The sequence below is a fragment of the Gordonia paraffinivorans genome, assembly GCF_900683595.1.
Taxonomy (GTDB): Bacteria; Actinomycetota; Actinomycetes; order Mycobacteriales; family Mycobacteriaceae; genus Gordonia; species Gordonia paraffinivorans.
Genome location: NZ_CAACYD010000006.1, coordinates 517808 through 537987, shown reverse-complemented (window position 1 = coordinate 537987; position 20180 = coordinate 517808). Strand labels below are relative to the sequence as shown.

Genomic DNA, 20180 nt, shown 5'->3' with positions numbered 1-20180 from the left:
AACGCTTACCGGTTCGTCGAAGAGCGTCGCTGCCGGAACAGCACCCCCAGGTCGGGTGTCGTCGGTGACAGACCCGCCAGCCGCAGGCCCTGCCAGGCGGTGACCTGGTTGGCGGTGAGGACGGGTTTGCCGACCTCCTGTTCCAGGCCGGTGATCCAGGTGGCGGTGTGCAGCGCGGTGTCGGGGACCAGGATCGCCTGTGCGTCGGGGTGATCGGCCGCATGGATCATCCCGAACAGTCCGTCGCCGTCGAGGGCGCCGGCCTCGGTGGCGGTCTCGATGTCGTTGGCGCGCAACGAGACCACGTGGACGCCACCGTCGGCGAGAAACCCGATGAACCGGGATGCCAGGGGTTCGGGGTAGGTGGCCGCGATTGCGACGCTCGTGACACCCAGGCTCAGGCACGCGTCGACGAAGGCCAGTGACGTCGACGAGGTGGGGACCCCGGACAGGGCGGCCACGCCGTCTGCCTGCCGGCGGGCGCCGTGGTATCCGTAGACGAAACTCCCACTGGTGCAGGCCCACATGACGGCGGCGGGATCGTGGTGCCCGGCCCTGCGCACGCCGTCGGCGAGACGGTCCGGTTCACCGACCGCCGCCATGGCCTCCACCGTGTGGTCGTCGGAGTCGACATCGGTGATCACCACCGGCAAGCGGATGCCGACCGCGGAGGTCGAGACCGCGGACTCGATGAGCGAGTAGTCGTCTTCGGCGGCGTGGCCCGGGTAGAGCATCGCGACGGTGGTTGTCACCCGAACACCTCCAAGGTAGATTGTCAACAATCTACCAACCCAATCGAGGGGGTACATGTCCGACACGGCCCGCCGGCTCAGTGCGACGGAGTTGGCCGACGCCTACCGGAGCGGTGAGCTCACGCCGGAGACGGTGGCCGCCGAGCTGCTCGACGCCATCGACGAGGTCGACCCGTCGATCAACGCGTTCTGCCTGCTGGACCGGGACACCACGATCGCACAGGCGCGGGAGTCGGGGGAGCGATTCCGAGCGGGTGCGCCCCTCGGGCCACTCGACGGGGTGCCGGTCAGCATCAAGGATCTGCTGCTCACCAAGGGGTGGCCGACGCTGCGCGGCTCGCTGATGATCCGACCCGATCAGATGGAGTGGGACACCGACGCGCCGGCCGTCGCGCGACTGCGCGAGGCCGGGGCGGTGCTGCTCGGCAAGGTCACCACCCCCGAGTTCGGCTGGAAGGGCGTCACAGACAGCCCGCGGACCGGCGTGACCCGCAATCCCTGGAACACCGAGCGGACGTCGGGCGGGTCGAGCGGGGGCAGCGCGGCGGCCGTCGCGGCGGGGCTCGGGCCCCTGTCGGTCGGCACCGACGGCGGCGGTTCCATCCGGATACCCGCGGCCTACTGCGGCATCGTCGGGCTCAAGCCGACACTCGGTCGTGTCCCGATGTATCCGCCGAGTCCGTTCGCCCCGGTCGCGCACGTGGGGCCGATGACCCGCACCGTCGCCGACTGCGCCGTGCTCCTCGACGTGCTGAGCGGCCCTGATCCCCGTGACTGGTCGGCGCTGCCGCCGCCCGCGCAGACCGCGGTCGAGGCCATCGCGGACGTCCATGACCTGTCCGGTCTGCGTATCGGGTACAGCACGGATCTCGGCTTCGGGACCAACAACGCCGGCGTGCAGGCGAACACCGACCGCGCGGTCTCGGTGCTCGAGCAACTCGGCGCCACCGTCGAGAAGGTCGATCTCGGCTGGGACGATCCGGTGTGGGCCTATCACGTGATCTGGTTCGCCGGCGCCGACGTCGTGGTGCGTGCACTCGGCGACGGCGCCGAGGACAAGGTGGACCCGCTGCTGCTGGAGGCGCTGGAACGCCACCGGGGCTTCACGGCGAGCGACTTCGTCGGCGCCACCGCGTTGCGGATGGAGATGGGCACCCAGATGGGCCTGTTCCACCGGGAGTTCGACATCCTGGTGACCCCGGCGATGCCCACCGTCGCGTTCGAGGCCGGCCGTACCGTGCCCGAGGGCTCGGCGTCGCCGGACTGGACGTCGTGGACGCCCTACACCTACCCGTTCAACCTCACCGGACAACCGGCGATCACCGTGCCCAGCGGACTCGTCGACGGCCTGCCGACGGGTGTGCAGTTCGTCGGCGCGCGGCACCGGGACGCCGTCGTCCTCCGGGTGGCCGCGGCCTATGAGGCCGCCGCCGGATTCGCCACGTTGGGAGACAGGGCATGACCGAGGGTCGCTTCATCACCGTGACGCTGGAGAAGCGAGGCGTGACCGCGGTCGCGCGCCTGCTCGACGCCGAGGCCCCGCGCACCGCGCAGGCGGTGTGGGACGCCCTCCCGCTCGGCGGACAGGTGTTCCACGGCAAGTTCGCCCGCAACGAGGTCTACACCCTACTCCCGGCGTTCGCGCCCGCCGAACCGGGGCCGGAGAACACCACGATCACCCCGATCCCCGGCGACCTCTGCTATTTCACGTTCGACGGGGTTTTGGACAACCCGGCATATGGGTATGACCCTTCCGCCGCACCGGCCGAGCATCGCCTGCTCGTCGATCTGGCAGTGTTCTACGGAAGGAACAATCTGCTGGTCAACGGCGACGTGGGGTGGGTTCCGGGCAACGTGTTCGCGACCATCACCGATGGTCTGGAAGACTTTGCTGCTGCCTGCAACGACGTCTGGATGGGCGGCGCGAGGGGCGAGACGCTCACCTACGCGCGCCTTCAGCGGTGAGAAAGAGGTAGACGGTGACGACGAAGGTGGATGGGCAGACCCCGGGCGCAGAGGAACCGGGACGTCGCCGCAACGCGTCCGGCCAGCGGAAACGCGCCGGTACCACACGTCGTCGCGTCCTCACGCCGCTGGTGCAGGAGTCGACACCGGCGATCATCGCGCGTAAGTTGCACGATGCAATCGCGAACGGAGACTTCCCGCCCGGGTCGCAGTTGACCGAGTCCGGCCTCGCCGCGGACCTGGGGGTGAGTCGCGGGCCTCTGCGTGAGGCCATGCAACGACTCACGGCAGAGGGCCTGCTGGTGAGTCATCGCAACCGCGGTCTGTTCGTGGTGTCGATGGAGGAGGACGACATCCGCGACATGTACGTCGCACGCACGGCGGTCGAACGCGCCGCCGTCGAGCAGGTGATCGCGCACGGCGATCCCGCCGCCGTCGACGCCCTCGGAGAGGCCGTGGAGGCCATGCGCGAGTTCATCGACGAGCCGAACAGCGTGGGAATGGCCGAAGCCGACATGAGATTCCATCAAACCCTGGTGGAACATGCCGAAAGCCAACGGCTTTCGCGCCTGCACGAGACCATACTCGTGGAGACGCGAATGTGCCTGCGAGCCATGCGGGGAACTTATTTCTCGGGAAAGGAACGAATCGACGAACACCAGGCGTTGGTGGACGCCATCGCTGCGGGGGACGCCGGCAGGGCGGACGAGCTGATGATCGCGCACATGGCCGATGGGCTGCGCAGATTGATCGGTGACGGGCCCGAAGCCGGAGACCTCGCAGCCGCCGGGAGCTGAAACAGCCTCGAGCGCTTCATGTTCGCGGTGGTGAAGGAGCCGCCACCGTGAGCGGGGTCCGCCGTCGCACGCATTGTCCAGGGTCGCGTCGACCTCTCGGGCCCGCTGGCGGCCCGACGAACCCAGGAAGCGCAGATGAGCGATACGAAACCGGTAGACACGTTTGACGAGCTCGCACCAGATCCAGAATCGCCGGAAGGCAGAAAGCTCCTCCACAAGGCCATCGGGGCCTCGGCCATCGGTAACGCCACCGAATGGTTCGACTACGGCGTCTACGCCGCCGCGTCGGTCTATCTGACCCAGGCGTTCTTCCCCGGAGACTACGGAACCATCGGCACCATGCTCGGTTTCGCCGTCTCCTTCGTCCTCCGGCCCCTCGGCGGCATGGTGTGGGGCCCGATCGGCGACCGCATCGGCCGCAAGTCCGTGTTGGCGATGACGATCCTGCTGATCTCCGGGGCCACCGCACTCATCGGCCTCCTGCCGACGCACGCGTCGATCGGCATCTGGGCGCCGATCCTGCTGATCGTGCTCCGCGTCGTCCAGGGCTTCTCCACCGGCGGCGAATACGGCGGCGCCGCAACATTCATGGCCGAGTACGCACCCGACAACAAGCGCGGCAAGTACGGCTCCTTCCTCGAGTTCGGAACCCTCGGCGGCTTCTGCGCCGGCACCGCGTTCGTGCTGTTCCTCCAACTCGGACTGTCGGATTCGCAGATGGACCAGTGGGGTTGGCGAATCCCGTTCCTGTTCGCCCTGCCGCTCGGCCTCATCGGCCTGTACCTGCGGTCGCAGATGGACGACACGCCGGTGTTCCAGGAACTCGAGCAGGAAGACGAGATCACCGGCACCCCGTGGACGCGCTTCAAGGACCTGATGCTGCACTACTGGCAGCCGATCCTGATCATGTTCGGCATGGTGATCGCGCTCAACGTCGCGAACTACACGCTGCTGGCATATCAGCCGACCTACCTGCAGAACACGATCGGGCTCACCGAGTCGTCGGCCAGCGTGGTGAACCTGATCGGGCAGCTCGCGATGATGGCTCTGATCCCGTTCTTCGGGTGGTGGTCGGATTCGACCGGACGCAAGCCGATGTGGTGGGGTTCGCTCGTCGGGCTCTTCGTGCTCGCGATCCCGCTCTACTGGTTGATGGGACAAGGATTCGCCTGGGCCATCGTCGCCTTCGTGATCCTCGGGGCGTTGTACATCCCGCAGCTGGCCACCATCTCGGCGACCTTCCCGGCGATGTTCCCGACCCAGGTCCGCTACGCAGGCTTCGCGATCTCCTACAACGTCGCGACCGCGGCCTTCGGCGGCACCGCCCCGCTGGTCAACGACGCCGTGGTGGAGGGAACCGGCTGGAGCCTCTTCCCGGCCGCCTACATGATGGGCGCCTGTGCGATCGGCATGGTCGCCCTGCTGTTCCTGAAGGAGACCGCGGGATGCTCGATCCGGGGCACCGAGATCCCCAGCAAGGAGAACGACTTCCGCGAGCTGCAGAAGCGGCTGGCGGAGACGAAGGCCTAGGACCGAACGGCTAGGACCGGCCCAGCATCCTCAGCCCGGCGAGCGCGTACGCCTTTGCCGCCGTGACCAGATCGGCGACGGCGACCGACTCGTCGGGCTGATGGGCCTCGGTGTTGATGTTGCCCGGCCCCAGCACGATCGACGGGATGCCGAGGTCGCGGCTGACGAAACCGCCGTCGCACGCAGCACTCCAACCGCCGACCGAGGTGGCGGCACCGGCATCGGTGACCGCGCCGACCGCGGTGGTGACGAGCGGATGGTCGGCGGCGGTGGCGAAGCCGGGCATCTCCATCGTCACGCGGACGTCGACGGTGATCCCGTCGGTGTCGATCTGCCTGTCCCGGATCGTCTTCCGCAACTGTTCGGCGATGGCGTGCGGATCCTCGTCGGGCATGAGACGGCGGTCGATCCCGAGGGAGCAGTTCGGGGCGACCACCGAGATCCCCTGGCCGCCGGCGATGGTCCCGACGTTCCAGGTGCCGTACCCGAGCAGGTCGTCGGCGGACCCGGCCAGGCGCTCCTGATCGGCGCGGATGATCTCGACGATCGCCGCGGCCGCGTTGATGGCCGACCGGCCGTCGGCGGGACGGCCGGAGTGCGCGGCCCGGCCGGTCACGTCGATCTCGATGTACGACGCCCCGCGGCAGCCGCGCACCACCTGCATGTTCGTCGGCTCCGCCACCACGCAGCCCAGGAACTCGTGATCGGCGGGCCGGGACACGTGATCGCGCACCCCGATGCCGTGTTCCTCCTCGTCGACCGTGCAGACCAGCCGAACCGGCCCGGACAGCTCGACGCCGAAGTCACCGGCCCGCGAGAGAGCGCTCATCGCGGCGACGACCGAGGCGAGTCCGCCCTTCATGTCGGTGGTGCCGCGCCCGATGAGCAGGCCGTCGTGGTTGCGGACCCGATACGGATCGCCGGTCCAGTTGGGGCCCGCGGGCACGACGTCGGAATGCCCGAGGAACATGAGCCCGGGTCCGCCACCGGCGGGCAGGGTCGCGACCAGGTTGGGCCGCGCGGGCGCGACCTCGTGGGTTTCGACGGCCAGACCGGGGGACAGACATGCCTTCTCCAGCACGTCGACGGCGGCTGCCTCGGTGCCGCCGGGATTCTCGCTCGGCGCCTCGACCAGCGCCGTCGTCAATGCGACGATCGCGGTCTCGTCGATCAGATCGAGAACGCCCCGCTCGGCTCGGCTCAGGTCGGGTTCCGATGCATCGCTCACCGTGCCATCTTCTCAAGACTCGAGGTGAGGCGTCGAACGCCTTCGTCGATCCGGTCCGGGGTGCTCGAGGCGAAGCACAGGCGCATCGAGTTGCGGAAGCGGCCGCCCGGTGAGAGGGCCGGCCCGGGGATGAACGCGACGCCGTCGGCGAGCGCGACCTCGAAGAGCTCGCGGGCGTCGATCTCGGCGAACTCCTCCTGCAGCGTCACCCACAGGAAGAAGCCGCCCTCGGGATTGGTGGTGGTGACCCGGTCGCCGAGATGGCGTGCGATGGCGTCGAGCATCGCGTCCTTGCGCTCGCGGTAGAGCGTGCGGATGCCGGCGAGGTGGTCCTCGAGGCCGCCGCGGGCGATGTACTCGGCGACGATGTGTTGGTTGGGGACGTTGGTGCAGGTGTCCATGGCCTGCTTGCCGTTGATGAGCAGCTGCCGAAGGGAGGGATCGGCGTCGACCCAGCCCACGCGCCAGCCCGGCGCCAGGATCTTGGAGAACGTCCGCACCGAGAAGACGAGCGGATCGCCCGGGCTGAGGGTCTGGAAGGTGGGGATGTCGGTGCCGGCGAACCGCAGCAGCCCGTAGGGATCGTCGTCGACGACCATCGCGCCCCAGGTGTGCGCGAGGCGCAGCAGTTCGCGGCGCCGTTCCTCCGACAGCGTCACGCCGGAAGGGTTCTGGAAGGTCGGGATGGTGTAGATCGCCTTCGGCGTCTGGCGGGTGCGCGCGACGAGGTCCTCGAGCTGATCGACCTGCATGCCCTCGTCGTCGACGGGGACCTCGAGGAGCTGTGCGCCGTAGGAGAGCGCGGTCGCGCTGCCGTTGGTGTAGGTGGGGGATTCGACGACGACGAGGTCGCCGGGGTCGACGAAGAGCTTGCACGCCAGGTCGAGACCCTGCATCCCGCCGGTGGTGATGACCAGCCGATCGTGCGACGAGGGGTCCGGGGTGGTGGCCAGGTAGTCGACCAGAAGCTGGAGCAGGCGCGGTTCGCCCTCGGTGGCGCCGTAGGTGAAGGAGGTGTTGTCGAGGATCTCGCCGGCGATCTGGCGGAACTCGTCGGCGGGAACCGCCTCGTCGGCCGGGGAGCCCATCGCGAAGCGCACGATGTCGTGGGACTGGGCGGCCAGCAGCGAGGTCGACGAGTCGATCATCGAGCCGACCAGGTCTTTGGCACGACCCGCGAGCGGAAGAGTCGGGGCACTGTTGCGCACGTCGCGTGCGGTCTCGGCTGCAGTCGTCATGTCGTGCACCTCATCTCTCCAGGCCCGGGGCGCGTCGCCGGTGCTCCGTGCAACTCGGGCCGTCGTCGGATCAGTCGGTTCGGGTGATGGTCATTTCTGGATCAGTTCCCTCGGGAAGGAGGTGAAGCACTCGACGCCGGTGGGGCTCACCCGCACCGACTCCGAGAGTTCGAATCCGTAGTTGTCCATCCACATCCCGCAGACGATGTGGAAGGTCATGTTGGTCTCGAGGACGGTCTCGTCCTCGCTGCGGATGCTGATGGTGCGCTCGCCCCAGTCCGGCGGATAGCCGATGCCGATGGAATAGCCCAGGCGCGAGGGCTTTTCGAGACCGTACTTGGCCAGTGTCCAGTTCCACGTGGAGGCGAGTTCCCGGGTGGCCACCCCGGGGCGGATCGCCTCGAGGACGTTCTCGAGGCCCTCGGCCGTCGCCTTGGCCACGTAGTCGAGGTCCTTGTGCGGGATACCCAGCGACACGGTGCGTGCGAGCGGACAGTGATAACGGTTGTGGGCGCCGGTGAGCTCGATGACGACCGCCTCGTCCTCGACGAAAGTGCCCTGGTGCCAGGTCAGATGAGGGGTGTCGGCGGCCGCGCCCGTCGGCATCATCGGCACGATCGCCGGATAGTCGCCGCCGTAGTCCGGCGTACCGGTGATCTGCGCCTGCGAGATCGCTGCGGCCGCATCACATTGGCGCACACCGACGTCGATGGTGTCGATCGCCGCGCGCATGGCCTCGGTGCACACCTCGCCGGCGTGACGCATCAGCTCGACCTCGGCGTCGGACTTCACCGACCGCACCCAGTTGACCAGTTCGAAGCAGTCGACGAGCTTCCACTCCGGGATCGCGTTGAACAGCGCGCGATAGGCCTTGGGCGAGAAGAAGTGCGAGTCCATCTCGAGTCCGACGGAGCCGTTGCGCGACGCCGGCGCGATGAGGTGGCGCTGCCGAAGGGACCAGGCCACCCAGTCGAAGGGATGGACGTGCGGGCGGTGCACGTAGCTCTCGGGATATCCGACGATCTGCTCGTCGGGCAACCAGGTGGTGCGATGGGCGCCATGGGCGTCCATCTCGCGGGCGTAGAAGACCATCTCGCCCTCGATGGGCACGAACAGCAGCTGCGGGGTGTAGAACGACCAGGCGTTGTAGCCGATGAGGTAGAAGATGTTCGCCGGGTCGGTGACGACGATCGCGGACAACCCCTGACGGTCCATGCGCTCACGGACCCGCGTCAGGCGCTGTTCGTACTCGCTGTCGGTGAACAGCTGGGTACCGAGATACATGGGCTGCTCCTCACCGGGATCAGGGGTCGTCGGCGTCGGTGTTCTGATGGGCTGCGGTTCGAGGTCGCGGTGTCTTCACGACGGTGCTCGACGCCGGGGCGCGCCGGCCCGAGCCTCAGCGTCGGATCGGGGTCGCCGTGTACTTCATGTCGAGGAACTCCTCGATGCCCACACGGCCGCCCTCACGGCCGAGGCCGGACTCCTTGACCCCGCCGAACGGAGCTGCCGGGTTCGACACGATCCCGGTGTTGACCCCGACCATACCGGCTTCGAGCGCGGCCGACAGGCGGGCGCAGCGATCGACGTCCTGGCTGAACAGGTATGCGACCAGGCCCCACCGGGTGTCGTTGGCGAGGGCGATGACCTCGTCGTCGGCGGCGGGGTCGTCGGGGCGCCCGGCGTCGCCGAAGGGGATGATCGCCGCGACCGGGCCGAAGATCTCGGTGCGCACCAGATCGGCGTCGAGGCCGACTCCGGTGAGTACGGTGGGCGGATAGAAGTATCCCGGTCCGTCGAGCGCCCGTCCGCCGCAGGCGACCCTCGCGCCCTTCGCCACGGCGTCGTCGACGAGCGAGGCGACCTTCTCGACCGCCTTCGGTTCGACGAGCGGGCCGACCTGGGTGCCCTCGGCGGCGCCGTCGCCGACCTTCAGCGCCGCCATCTTCGCGGTGAACGCCTCGGTGAACTCGTCGATCACGCTGCGGTGCACGAAGACCCGGTTGGCCGCGGTGCAGGCCTGGCCGATGTTGCGCATCTTCGCGAGCATGAGACCGTCGACGGCGCGAGGGATGTCGGCGTCGGCGCACACGATGAACGGGGCATTCCCGCCGAGTTCCATCGAGGTCCGCATGACGGTGCCGGCGGCCTGGCGCAGCAGGATCTTCCCGACCTCGGTCGATCCGGTGAAGCTGATCTTGCGGGCCAGTCCGCTCTCCATCCACTCGGTGACCACCGCGGACGGGTTCGAGGTGGTGACGACGTTGAGGACGCCGGCGGGCAGCCCCGCCTCGACGAGGATGTCGGCGAGCAGCAGGGTGGTGAGCGGCGTCAGCTCGGCGGGCTTGAGCACCATCGTGCAACCCGCCGCGATCGCGGGACCGATCTTGCGGGTGCCCATCGCCAGCGGGAAGTTCCACGGGGTGATGAGGATGCACGGACCGACCGGCTGACGGCTCACCACGATGCGATGACCGCCGTCACCGGTGGTGGTGTGGTCGCCGCCGATGCGGACGGCCTCCTCGGCGAACCAGCGGAAGAACTCGGCGCCGTAGGCGACCTCGCCCCTGGCCTCTGCCAGCGGCTTGCCCATCTCCGCAGTCATCACCGCGGCGATCTCGTCGGTGCGTTCGACGATGAGCTGGTACGCGCGATAGAGGATCTCGCTTCGGCTGCGCGGCGAGGTCGCCGCCCACTCCGCCTGGTGCGCCGCCGCGACCTCGATGGCGCGCCGTGCGTCGGAGGCGTCGGCGTCGGCGACACGCGCGAGGACCTCCTCGGTGGCCGGGTTGACGACCTCGAACCGGTCGCCGGAGGCGGCGGGGACCCACCGGCCGTCGACGAAGAGATCGGTGTGGACCGACGAGAGGGTCTCGCGGACGGGGGAATCGGCGACTGAGGTCATGATCGGGCGCTCCTCGATGGGGGTGTGGGGTTCTTCGGTGTCGGGTTGCCGGCGGTTGCCCGGGTGAGAAGTTCGGCCAGATGGACGCCACGCACGTCACGTGTGCCGGCGAGGTCGTCGTCGACGGCGGCGAGATGCTCGACCGCCATCGCGCAGCTGAACCCGTCGGTGACGACCGGGCGTCGGGGGTCGTCGCGGAGGGCGGGGGCGAGGGCGTTCTCGGCCACCGCCATGCTCACCTCGTAGTGACCCTTCTCGAAGCCGAAATTGCCTGCCACGCCGCAGCATCCCTCGGCGGCGTGGACCTCGACGCCGAGCCGTTCGAGCGCGGCGACGCCGCTGCGCGCGCCGAACACGGCGTACTCGTGGCAGTGCGTCTGCAACGTCACCGAGTCGGGCAGCGCCGGCGGCCGCCAACCGGCGTCGAGCAGGGTCGGCAGGTACGACGCGAAGCTGCGGACCCGGGCGGCGACGCGACGAGCGGCGTCGGTGGCCACCAGTTCGGGGAGATCCTTCGCGAGCGCGGCCGCGCAACTGGGTTCGGGCAGCACGATGGGCCGGTCGGTGCCGTCGTCGAGGTTCTCGGCGGTTCGTCGCAGGGTGCGTTCGGCCTTGCCCAACTGGCCGGTGGAGATCCAGGTGAGGCCGCAGCAGTTGTCCGCGGTGCAACCCACCCGGTCGCCGGTCGCGCCGAGGACCTCGGCAGCAGCCGAGGCGACGTGCGGCCGGAACGCCTTGGTGAACGAGTCGACGAACAGGATGACCTGCGAGTCCGCCGACACCTCCGGCAACGCGTCGAGGTGGGTTCGGCGGGCGCGGCGGGTCGCGAAGGCCGGCATCGTGCGGCGCGGATCGAGGCCGCCGGCCCGTGCTGCGAGACGGCCGAGCCCGGACGACAAGGCACGGCTGATCAGCGGCGCGGCCGCGCCCGCGGCCGACAGCCACGCGGGCATCCAGCCCAGCGAGTAGTGCGACAACGGGCGCACGCGCCGCCGGTAATGGTGATGGAAGAACTCCGATTTGTAGGTCGCCATGTCGACACCGGTCGGGCAGTCGGTGGAGCACGCCTTGCAGGACAGGCAGAGATCGAGGGCCTCGCGGACCTCGGGCGAGCGCCAACCCTCGTCGACCGACGGGGCCGTGCGCACCATGTCCTGCAGGACGCGGGCACGCCCGCGCGTGGAGTCCTTCTCGTCGCGCGTCGCCCGGTAACTGGGGCACATCACGCCGGTCGTGTCGGCGCGGCAACGCCCGACGCCGATGCAGCCCTGCACGGCATGGACGAAGGGGTCGAGGAGGGGCAACTCGGAACCGCCCCCGGAATCCGCCCCCGGTGGCGTGGCGGATGACGTGGTGTCGCCGGCCCCGCTGCCGAGGGTGGTTTCCGGGGCTGCCTCTCGGTGGGGCCGGCTGAGGCCGAAGGCGGTCGGCCAGGTGCGCTGCGGCACGTCGGCCAGCGCGAGGTCGGCGGTGATCGACGGCGGATCGACGATGCTGCCCGGGTTGAGCGCGCCGGCCGGGTCCCAGATCTCCTTGAACCGGGCGAACGCGCCCATCATCGCGGGGGAGTACATGATCGGCAGCAGCGACGACCGGGCGCGGCCGTCACCATGCTCGCCGGACAATGAACCCCCATGCCGGACAACTAGTTCCGCGGCGTCCGAGCAGAACCGCTCCATGACTGCGCGGCCCTCGGGGGTGCGCAGGTCGAAGGTGATGCGGACATGCATGCACCCGGCGCCGAAATGGCCGTACATGACGCCGGTCAGGCCGTGATGTTCCAGGAGTCCGGCGAACTCGTCGAGATAGTCCGCCAGGCGTTCGGGGGCGACGGCCGCGTCTTCCCACCCCGGCCAGGACTCGTATCCGCTGCCTGCGTTCTCGTCGTCGGGATCGGCGAGACGCGAGGAGAGTCCGGCGCCGTCCTCACGGACCCGCCACAGCGCCTTGCGGCGTGCCGGGTCGTCGACGACGGTCGCGTCGATCATGCGCCCCTGTGCGCGCAGATGGTCGAGGAGCCGCTTGGCCGTGGCCGGGACATCTGATTCGCCCTGCGCCTGAGCGCTTTCGGAGTCGACGTCGATGAACAACCACGCCTGCCCCTCGGGAAGTCCCGCGACGGTGTCGCGTCCGCGCCGGGCGGCCATGGTGGCGACGATCTTCTCGTCGATGCCCTCGATCGCCGACGGCGCGAACGGCAGGATCGCCGGCACATCGCGCGCGGCGTCGGAGGGGGAGCGGTACCCGACGCACAGCAGCAGCTGGGAGGTCGCGACGGGGACGAGCCGCACCTTCGCCGACACCACGATGGCGCAGGTGCCCTCGCTGCCCACGAGCGCGCGGGCGACGTCGAAGCCGTTCTCCGGCAGCAGGTGTGCGAGGTGGTACCCCGACACCTGGCGGGGGATCGTCTCGAGTTCGGTGCGCAGGATCGCCAGGTTCTCCGCGGCGAGGTCCTTCAGCGCGTCGGCGATCTCGGCGGCGCGTGCCGCGGCGGCGCGATCGTCCGGGTCGGTGGCGTACAGGCCGTCGCGGGTGGCGGTGAGCAGCAGGCCGTCGGAGGTGACCAGGTGCACCTCGACGACGTGATCGCTGGTGCGTCCGTAGCGCACCGAGTGGTTGCCGCAGGCGTCGTTGCCGATCGCCCCGCCGAGCGTCGCACGCGATGCCGACGACGGATCCGGGGCGAATGTGAGCCGTCCGTCCGTGGCCTTCCTGGCCTCGGCGGCGAGGGTGGTGAGCACGATGCCCGACCCGGCGACCGCGGTGGCCGTCTCGGCGTCGACCGAGATGACGCGGTTCATGTGACGGGACAGGTCGATGACGACGCCGCGGCCGATCGCGTTGCCCGCCATGGACGTTCCGCCGCCTCGGGCGACGATCGGGATGCCTGCCCGGCGGCACGTCCGCACGATCGCGGCGACGTCCTGCGCCGATCGCGGAAAGGTCACCGCCACGGGCGGAATGCGGTAGTTGGAGGCGTCGTAGGAGTATTCGGCGATCCGGCGCGGTGATGCGTCGGCATCGATGCCGAGTTCGACGAGTTCGGTCGCGATGTCCACCGGCCTAACCTAGTGCGGCGTCGAGCGCCGCACCGAACCGGGCGACGCCGAGATCGATCTCCTCGGCGGTGACGACCAGGGCCGGGATGAGGCGCACCACGTTCGCCGCCGGGCCGCAGGTCAGGGTCAGCAGGCCCTGCTCGGTGGTCGCCTGCTGGACCGCGAGGGCCGCGGCGGCGTCGGGGACACGGGCGCCCGAGGCGTCCGTGGTGACGAACTCGATGCCCGCCATCAGGCCCAGGCCGCGGACGTCGCCGACTCCGGTGTGCCGTGCACACACCTCTCGGAGGCCGTCGAGGAGCTGTTCCCCGCGGACGCGGGCGTTCTCCACCAGGTTCTCGTTCTCGATGACCTCGAGGGTGGCGATGGCGGCGGCCGCGGCCACGGCGTTGCCGCCATAGGTTCCGCCCTGCGAGCCGGGCCAGGCCTTGCTCATCAGCTCGGTCGGGGCCGCGATCGCCGAGATCGGGAACCCGGACGCGAGACCCTTTGCGGTGACGAGGATGTCGGGAATGAGTCCCTCGGCGTGCTGGTGGCCCCAGAACCTCCCGGTGCGACCGAAGCCGGCCTGCACCTCGTCGAGGATGAACAGGATGCCGTGCCGGTCGGAGCGTTCGCGGAGGCCCTGCAGGAATCGGGGTGGCGTGGGCAGGTAACCGCCGTCGCCGAGCACCGGCTCGATGAGGAAGGCGGCGGTGTCGTTCGGCGCCACGCGCGACTGCAGCAGATAGTCCAGTTCGCGCAGCGCGAAGTCGACGGCGGCGTCGGTGTCCCAGCCGTAGCGGAAGGCGTAGGGGAACGGGGCCATGTGCACGCCGCTCATGAGCGGGGAGAACCCGGCCGAGAACCGGGTGCCCGCGGTGGTCAGGCTCGCGGCGGCCACCGTGCGGCCGTGGAAACCGCCCTGGAAGACGATGATGTTCGGCTTGCCCGTGGCCATGCGCGCCAGCCGGATCGCGGCCTCGACGGCCTCTGAACCGGAGTTGGCGTAGAAGACCGAGTCCAGGCCCTGCGGCAGGACGCCGCCGAGACGCCGGGTGAGTTCGAGCAGCGGCGGATGCATGACCGTCGTGTACTGCGCGTGGATCACCTTGGCGCACTGTGCCTGTGCGGCGGCGACCACGTGCGGGTGGCAGTGGCCGGTGCTGGTGACGCCGATCCCGGTGGTGAAGTCCAGATAGTCGCGGCCGTCGGTGCCGTGGATCCAGGATCCCTGGGCGTGTTCGACGACCACCGGCGTCGCCTGTTTCAGGGCGGGGCTCAGCGACGCGGTCTGGTCGGTGCGGAACGGGGAGTCAACGCTCGCGGTCATGGGTACACCGTGACGGCCAATCGTCTGATTGTCAACAATTTGACAGCATCGGTGACCGTGCGGCGATCGGCGGTTGTACGGTGGCCTCATGAGCACCCGACGCCCGGTCCTCGCGCTCCTCGGTGCACCTGGTGTGCCGGGACCTCCCAATCTCGGGCAGATCGCCGAGCTGGCCGACGTGAGGCATTGCGTCGCAGATGATCTCGACCGTGCGCTGCCCGGCGCCGACATTCTGGTGCTGTGGGACTTCTTCTCCCGGGCGCTCGCCGACAACTGGGGTGAGGCGACCGCGTCGCTGCGGTGGGTGCACGTGTGCGCCGCCGGCGTCGACTCGCTGCTCTTCGACGAGCTGAAGGCGTCGGATGTCGTGGTGACCAATGCGCACGGGGTCTTCGACCGGCCCATCGCCGAGTTCGTCCTCGCATCGATCCTCGCTCGCGACAAGCGATTACACGAGTCGATGGCGTTGCAGCGCGACCACCTCTGGAAGCACCGCGAAACCGTCGGCACGTCACGGACCTCGGCGCTGGTCATCGGGACGGGCGGCATCGGGCGGGCCACCGCGCGGCTGCTGCGCGCCGTGGGGATGGAGGTCGTCGGAGCGGGCCGCGCGGCCCGGGACGCCGATTCCGACTTCGGGCAGGTGATCGCGACCGCCGATCTCGCCGACCACGTCGGGAGGTTCGACAACGTGGTGGCGATCGCGCCTCTCACCCCGCAGACGCGACGGATGATCGACGCCCGTGTGCTCGCCGCCATGAAGCCGGGGGCGCACCTGATCAACGTGGGACGAGGAGAGCTCGTCGACGAACGGGCACTCGTCGAGTCCCTGCGGTCGGGGCGCCTGGGCGCGGCCTCCCTCGACGTCTTCGAGACCGAACCGCTCCCGGCCGACAGTCCGCTGTGGGATCTGCCCGGCGTGGCGATCTCGGCGCACATGAGCGGGGACGCCGTCGGCTGGCGGGAGGCGCTCGCCGATCAGGTGCTGGAGAACCTGCGCCGATACGTGGCCGCGGGGCCGGGTGACCTCGCCGAATCGCTGGTGAACGTCATCGACAAGGAACGCGGATACCGATCCGGAGGCGGATGACTCCCTCGCGAGCCTGCCGATAGTAGGCTGTAGCGCGATGACCACCGTCTATTTCCTCATCGCCGCCTTGGCTCTCGCCGGTGCGGGCCTGCTTCTGTGGCTCGACCGGAGACGCTCCAGTGTTGCGCGGCACCAGCGTGCGATCTGGGGGGATGAGCACGAGTTCAAGTTCCGCGAGACGGACACCAAGCTGCGCAAGGTGTTTCGCCGGGCGACGATGAACGTCCCCGACCACGTCGAGGTCCGCGACGTCGCCTACGGGCGCTACGCGGGCGCCGAGGCCGTGGTCTTCGACCTCGCCGAGACCGCGACCGTCATCGCGGTCCGGCGCTCGACGCCGTCGCCGGTCGTCGTCGACCTCCGCCACGAGGACGTCCTGGCGCCCGCCGAGGAGGACGTCGAACTGCTCGGCGCGATGGGTCCGCGCGTCATGTTCTCCAACAACCTCGACGTAGCGCGCCGGGTCTGCGACCGCCGGATGGTCGCGCTCGCGAACAAGGCGCCCGCGTTCGTCGAGGTGCTGTGGAACGAGGGCAACTGGGCACTCGGCTCGATGCCGCTCACCAACGATCCGGCCCGGCTCAACACCGGCCTGGAGGTGGTGCGCCGGTTCGCCGACCTGCTGCGCGTGCTGCCGCCGGTTCGCGACCCCGAGGACACACCCGATCCCCGCGACCCGCACGGCCCGACCAGCGCCGAGCTCGCCGACGAGAAGACCGAGTCGATGCGCGACAAGGAGCGGCGTCGCCGACAGGCCGCGGCGGCATCGGCGGGCGAGCCCGCACCCGCCGCACGGTCCGCGGTGCCCCCGACCTCGGTGCGCAAGCCCCCGCCGGCCCCGGGTAGGCCCGCCGAGTCGAACCCGGGTTCGTCGACCGCCGGACGCGGCATGACACCGATGCCGGTTCGGGGATCGGCGTCGCGCAAGCCCGTCGACCCCGACGAGGTCGCGCCGCGTCGCGCACCCGAGGGCGGCGAGCGTCCCGACCGCCCCCGCGGCTGACCGACGGCCGTCGTAGGGTGTTGAGTCGTCCACAACCGCAGGCCGTGAGCCGCAGAGTCCGAGAGTGAGTCCCATGTCCTCGTCATCCCCGGTTTCCGACGCCACGCCGCCCGAGGTCGACGCAGACGCCCGGGCCCGGCTCGCCGAGCTCGTCCGCGAACTGGCCGTGGTGCACGGTCGGGTGACGCTGTCGTCGGGCAAAGAGGCGGACTACTACGTCGACCTGCGCCGGGCGACCCTGCATCACGAGGCCTCCCCGCTGATCGGGCGCCTGATGCGCGAGCTGACCGCGGACTGGGAGTACGACGCGGTGGGCGGCCTGACCCTCGGCGCCGACCCGGTCGCGACGTCGATCATGCACGCCGACGGCCGCGCCATCGACGCGTTCGTGGTGCGCAAGGCGGCCAAGACCCACGGCATGCAGCGCCGGATCGAGGGCCCCGACATCGCCGGCCGCAATGTGCTCGTCGTCGAGGACACCAGCACCACCGGCGCCTCGCCGTCGACCGCGGTGGAGGCGGCGCGCGAGGCCGGCGCCAACGTCATCGGCGTCGCCACCGTGGTCGACCGGGCGACCGGTGCCGACGCGGTGATCACCGGGCTCGGCGTGCCCTATCGACACCTTCTCGGGCTCTCCGACCTCGGCCTTGCCTGATCCGGCAGACGCTCCCGACTCGCCCGACACCGCCGAGGCGAATGTTCCCGGCCCCACCGAATGGGTGATCGGACCGCCCGTGGGCGTCGGACCGTGGATCGTCGAGCACCCCGGTGAACCGGTCCCGGACGACGACCGGTTGGACCCGGAGCTCCTCGCCGAGGGCGACACCCGCAACGTCGTCGACGCCTACCGCTACTGGAAGCGGGAGGCCATCGTCGCCGACATCGACGCGCGGCGGCATCCGCTGCACGTCGCCATCGAGAACTTCGCCCACGACGCCAACATCGGGACCGTCGTGCGCACCGCCAACGCGTTCGCGGTCGCGGCCGTCCACATCGTCGGCCGACGCCGCTGGAACCGGCGCGGGGCGATGGTCACCGACCGCTACCAGCACCTCATGCACCACGACACGGTCGCCGAACTGATCGACTGGGCGCGCGAGCGGGGACTGGCGGTCGTGGCGGTCGACAACACGCCGGGATCGGTTCCGCTCGAGACCGTCGAGCTCCCGCGCGAGTGCGTCCTCCTGTTCGGGCAGGAGGGGCCGGGGGTGAGCGACGACGCGCAGCGGAGGGCGGACCTGACGGTCTCCATCGCGCAGTTCGGGTCGACCCGCAGCATCAACGCCGGGGTCGCCGCCGGCATCGCCATGCACACGTGGATACGGCAGCACGCCGACCTCGACCGGGCCTGGTGACCGCTGCCGGAACGACTCCGGACCGGTCCGGTCCGGAGTGATCCGGGTCCGGACCGGAGACTGCGATCAGCGTCGTGAACTGGCGGTTCGGGCTCGTGAACCCGGGGAGCGTTGTACTCGGCGGCGCCGGGTGGTCAGGTGATCGGGCGATGTCGGCGGCCCTCCGGTCCCGGCACGCCATCGCCACGTTCTCCGGGGGAAGGAACCTCTGTGCTCGCGAATCGAACCGACCGCCGACCGACCGCCGATACGAATCGGCTCGTGTGGTCGGCCACTCTGCTCGCCGCTGTGATCGTCGCCCTCGTGGTGGTGATCGCCGGTGCGGGACCAGCGGCGTCGGCCACCCACTCCACCCGTGACGGTCACACGATCGTGCTGAACGCCGCCGGCCACCGGGTTCGGTCGGTCGCGCCGCTCGACGGCTCGCCGCTGTCCCGGGAGGCCTTCGTGTCCTCGGACGTCCACGCAGCGGTGCTCGGCATCGAGAAGGGTGAGTCGGTGCGCGCCACGCTCGAGGTCGGGTATCAGATCGGCTACCCGGTCTCCATCGCACCCGACGGGGTCACGGTCACCGCGCACACGCCGCAGCTGAAGCTGACCAGCGGGGTGAATGCGAAGCTCGCCCCGAACGTCACGATCTCCGGAACCGGCGGCGGCTCGATCGGCGAGGTCGGCGGCAAACTCGAGGCCGAGGCCACGGTCATCCCGTCCGCCGACGTCGAGTTCAAGGTCGGTGCGGGCAAGATCGCCGGCGTGAAGCTCGCCGAGATCGCACTGACCCGTCCCACCGCCGACATCGTCCTCTCGGGCATCGAGCTCTCGGTCTCAAACGCGCTCGGCGCGGTCAACGTGCGCCCGTACGCCAAGATCTCGGTCACCACCGACACCGGCGTGTACGTCTACTCCACGTACGGCACCATCAAGAAGCTGTGACCGAGGATCTTCGCGGCGACGGGCTTCGGTGATGAATCGGGATCGATCTCGATCGAGTGCGTAGATCTGGGTCCGGCTCGAGGACGGTTCAGAGTGTGTCGGTGGCCTCGGTGGGAGCCTCGGCGTCGACGGCAGCGGCGGCCTCGGCCTTCGCGTTGCGACGACGGCGGTACCACTCGAGGAACATCGGCAGCACCGAGACCAGGACGATCGCGATGAAGATCGGCTCGATGAGCTTCTGGACGAACTCGAATCGTCCCAGCCAGTAACCCAGCAGCGTGATGCCGGCGCCCCAGACGACGGCGCCGATGACGTTGTAGAGGACGAAGATCGGGTACTTCATCCGCGCCGCGCCCGCCACGATCGGGGCGAGGGTGCGGACGATCGGCACGAAGCGGGCGAGCAGGATCGTGATCGGACCGCGCTGCTCGAAGAACTCATGCGCCTCGAGGAGGTATCGCTCCTTGAGGAACCGCGCGTCGGGCTTGAACATGCTGGTCCCGATGTAGCGGCCGATCCAGTAGCCGATCTGGCCGCCGATGATCGCCGCGATCGGGATGAAGATCACCAACTGCCACAGGGAGGCGAACTTCTCGATGCCGTCCTTGCCGCCGGCGGCGACGACCATGCCGGCGACGAACAGCAGGGAGTCACCCGGCAGGACGGGGAACAGGACTCCGGACTCGATGAGGATCACCAGGAGCAGCCCCCAGAAAGCCCAGGCACCGAAGTAGCCGAGGAGTGTCACCGGGTCGAGGAAACCCGGCATGAGGGCGACGTTCGTCGTGGTCTGGGCGAGCGCGGAGTCGATCACGGAAATCCAGAGTACCCACGGATGTGACCAGGGCAGAATCTCGCGAACCCGCGTGAACGTCCCCCGTCGCCGGTGGCATCGCGCTCCGGCAGTGGTGAGCGACCTGTTCGCCGCGACCGGAGTCGCTCCACGCGCCACCGGGAATCCGGCGGATGCGGTGACCGGGATCACCCGCTGCCCGCCACGTGGCGCCCAC

At 69.7% G+C, this 20180-nt stretch carries 17 protein-coding genes; 9 read left to right on the top strand and 8 right to left on the bottom strand.

All coding sequences use genetic code 11. From position 1 onward, the window contains the following. Positions 1–5: 5 nt before the first annotated feature. Positions 6–752, bottom strand: a complete 747-nt coding sequence (locus E1P53_RS09330) for a maleate cis-trans isomerase family protein (RefSeq protein WP_131734122.1) — start codon at positions 750–752, stop codon at positions 6–8. A 55-nt stretch (positions 753–807) separates the two neighbouring features. On the opposite strand from E1P53_RS09330, the gene E1P53_RS09325 reads away from it, so the two are divergent. The 4 genes from E1P53_RS09325 to E1P53_RS09310 all read left to right on the top strand — a co-directional run bounded on the left by E1P53_RS09325 (position 808) and on the right by E1P53_RS09310 (position 5044). Further along, positions 808–2214: an amidase gene (locus E1P53_RS09325; protein WP_131734121.1), complete on the top strand. Its 1407-nt coding sequence runs from the start codon at positions 808–810 to the stop codon at positions 2212–2214. After that, positions 2211–2717, top strand: a complete 507-nt coding sequence (locus E1P53_RS09320; protein WP_006900388.1) for a DUF3830 family protein — start codon at positions 2211–2213, stop codon at positions 2715–2717. The genes E1P53_RS09325 and E1P53_RS09320 overlap by 4 nt, the downstream gene beginning before the upstream one ends. 14 nt (positions 2718–2731) lie before the next feature. Continuing rightward, on the top strand, positions 2732–3514 hold the full coding sequence (locus E1P53_RS09315) for a GntR family transcriptional regulator (RefSeq protein ID WP_131734120.1): 783 nt from the start codon (positions 2732–2734) through the stop codon (positions 3512–3514). Positions 3515–3649: 135 nt separating this feature from the next. Beyond that, positions 3650–5044, top strand: coding sequence for an MFS transporter (locus tag E1P53_RS09310; protein WP_131734119.1), 1395 nt, complete (start codon positions 3650–3652; stop codon positions 5042–5044). A 10-nt stretch (positions 5045–5054) separates the two neighbouring features. On the opposite strand, the gene E1P53_RS09305 is transcribed toward E1P53_RS09310, so the two are convergent. The 6 genes from E1P53_RS09305 to E1P53_RS09280 all read right to left on the bottom strand — a co-directional run bounded on the left by E1P53_RS09305 (position 5055) and on the right by E1P53_RS09280 (position 14789). Then, a complete protein-coding gene (locus E1P53_RS09305; RefSeq protein ID WP_131734118.1) occupies positions 5055–6272 on the bottom strand; it encodes a M20 family metallopeptidase in 1218 nt (405 codons plus the stop codon). Beyond that, positions 6269–7510, bottom strand: a complete 1242-nt coding sequence (locus tag E1P53_RS09300) for an aminotransferase-like domain-containing protein (RefSeq protein ID WP_131734117.1) — start codon at positions 7508–7510, stop codon at positions 6269–6271. The genes E1P53_RS09305 and E1P53_RS09300 overlap by 4 nt, the downstream gene beginning before the upstream one ends. Before the next feature lie 90 nt (positions 7511–7600). Beyond that, positions 7601–8794, bottom strand: coding sequence for a M24 family metallopeptidase (locus tag E1P53_RS09295; RefSeq protein ID WP_131734116.1), 1194 nt, complete (start codon positions 8792–8794; stop codon positions 7601–7603). A gap of 115 nt (positions 8795–8909) precedes the next feature. After that, a complete protein-coding gene (locus E1P53_RS09290) occupies positions 8910–10415 on the bottom strand; it encodes an NAD-dependent succinate-semialdehyde dehydrogenase (RefSeq protein WP_131734115.1) in 1506 nt (501 codons plus the stop codon). After that, a complete protein-coding gene (locus E1P53_RS09285; RefSeq protein WP_131734114.1) occupies positions 10412–13477 on the bottom strand; it encodes an FAD-binding and (Fe-S)-binding domain-containing protein in 3066 nt (1021 codons plus the stop codon). Before E1P53_RS09285 ends, E1P53_RS09290 begins: the two co-directional genes overlap by 4 nt. A 4-nt stretch (positions 13478–13481) precedes the next feature. Beyond that, the gene (locus tag E1P53_RS09280; protein WP_131734113.1) at positions 13482–14789 is read right to left on the bottom strand and encodes an aspartate aminotransferase family protein; all 1308 of its coding nucleotides are present in this window, start codon (positions 14787–14789) and stop codon (positions 13482–13484) included. 88 nt (positions 14790–14877) lie between these two features. On the opposite strand from E1P53_RS09280, the gene E1P53_RS09275 reads away from it, so the two are divergent. The 5 genes from E1P53_RS09275 to E1P53_RS09255 all read left to right on the top strand — a co-directional run bounded on the left by E1P53_RS09275 (position 14878) and on the right by E1P53_RS09255 (position 19170). After that, positions 14878–15879: a D-2-hydroxyacid dehydrogenase gene (locus E1P53_RS09275; protein WP_109238589.1), complete on the top strand. Its 1002-nt coding sequence runs from the start codon at positions 14878–14880 to the stop codon at positions 15877–15879. Positions 15880–15916: 37 nt separating this feature from the next. Continuing rightward, a complete protein-coding gene (locus E1P53_RS09270) occupies positions 15917–16882 on the top strand; it encodes a TtfA family protein (RefSeq protein ID WP_006900398.1) in 966 nt (321 codons plus the stop codon). A gap of 73 nt (positions 16883–16955) precedes the next feature. After that, the gene (locus E1P53_RS09265; protein ID WP_006900399.1) at positions 16956–17537 is read left to right on the top strand and encodes an orotate phosphoribosyltransferase; all 582 of its coding nucleotides are present in this window, start codon (positions 16956–16958) and stop codon (positions 17535–17537) included. Further along, positions 17530–18237 carry a TrmH family RNA methyltransferase gene (locus E1P53_RS09260; RefSeq protein ID WP_131734112.1) on the top strand — a complete coding sequence of 236 codons (708 nt, stop codon included), beginning with the start codon at positions 17530–17532 and terminating at the stop codon, positions 18235–18237. Before E1P53_RS09265 ends, E1P53_RS09260 begins: the two co-directional genes overlap by 8 nt. Before the next feature lie 261 nt (positions 18238–18498). Continuing rightward, positions 18499–19170, top strand: a complete 672-nt coding sequence (locus E1P53_RS09255; RefSeq protein ID WP_131734111.1) for an MspA family porin — start codon at positions 18499–18501, stop codon at positions 19168–19170. An 88-nt stretch (positions 19171–19258) separates the two neighbouring features. On the opposite strand, the gene E1P53_RS09250 is transcribed toward E1P53_RS09255, so the two are convergent. Then, positions 19259–19984: a DedA family protein gene (locus E1P53_RS09250; protein ID WP_131734110.1), complete on the bottom strand. Its 726-nt coding sequence runs from the start codon at positions 19982–19984 to the stop codon at positions 19259–19261. Between the last annotated feature and the right edge of the window lie 196 nt (positions 19985–20180).

What these genes read in the sequence shown, in the direction of transcription:
- E1P53_RS09325 (WP_131734121.1), top strand. Translation starts at nt 808, where the DNA reads ATGTCCGACACGGCCCGCCGGCTCAGTGCGACGGAGTTGGCCGACGCC.
- E1P53_RS09320 (WP_006900388.1), top strand. Translation starts at nt 2,211, where the DNA reads ATGACCGAGGGTCGCTTCATCACCGTGACGCTGGAGAAGCGAGGCGTG.
- E1P53_RS09310 (WP_131734119.1), top strand. Translation starts at nt 3,650, where the DNA reads ATGAGCGATACGAAACCGGTAGACACGTTTGACGAGCTCGCACCAGAT.
- E1P53_RS09300 (WP_131734117.1), bottom strand. Translation starts at nt 7,510, where the DNA reads ATGACGACTGCAGCCGAGACCGCACGCGACGTGCGCAACAGTGCCCCG.
- E1P53_RS09295 (WP_131734116.1), bottom strand. Translation starts at nt 8,794, where the DNA reads ATGTATCTCGGTACCCAGCTGTTCACCGACAGCGAGTACGAACAGCGC.
- E1P53_RS09290 (WP_131734115.1), bottom strand. Translation starts at nt 10,415, where the DNA reads ATGACCTCAGTCGCCGATTCCCCCGTCCGCGAGACCCTCTCGTCGGTC.
- E1P53_RS09280 (WP_131734113.1), bottom strand. Translation starts at nt 14,789, where the DNA reads ATGACCGCGAGCGTTGACTCCCCGTTCCGCACCGACCAGACCGCGTCG.
- E1P53_RS09275 (WP_109238589.1), top strand. Translation starts at nt 14,878, where the DNA reads ATGAGCACCCGACGCCCGGTCCTCGCGCTCCTCGGTGCACCTGGTGTG.
- E1P53_RS09270 (WP_006900398.1), top strand. Translation starts at nt 15,917, where the DNA reads ATGACCACCGTCTATTTCCTCATCGCCGCCTTGGCTCTCGCCGGTGCG.
- E1P53_RS09265 (WP_006900399.1), top strand. Translation starts at nt 16,956, where the DNA reads ATGTCCTCGTCATCCCCGGTTTCCGACGCCACGCCGCCCGAGGTCGAC.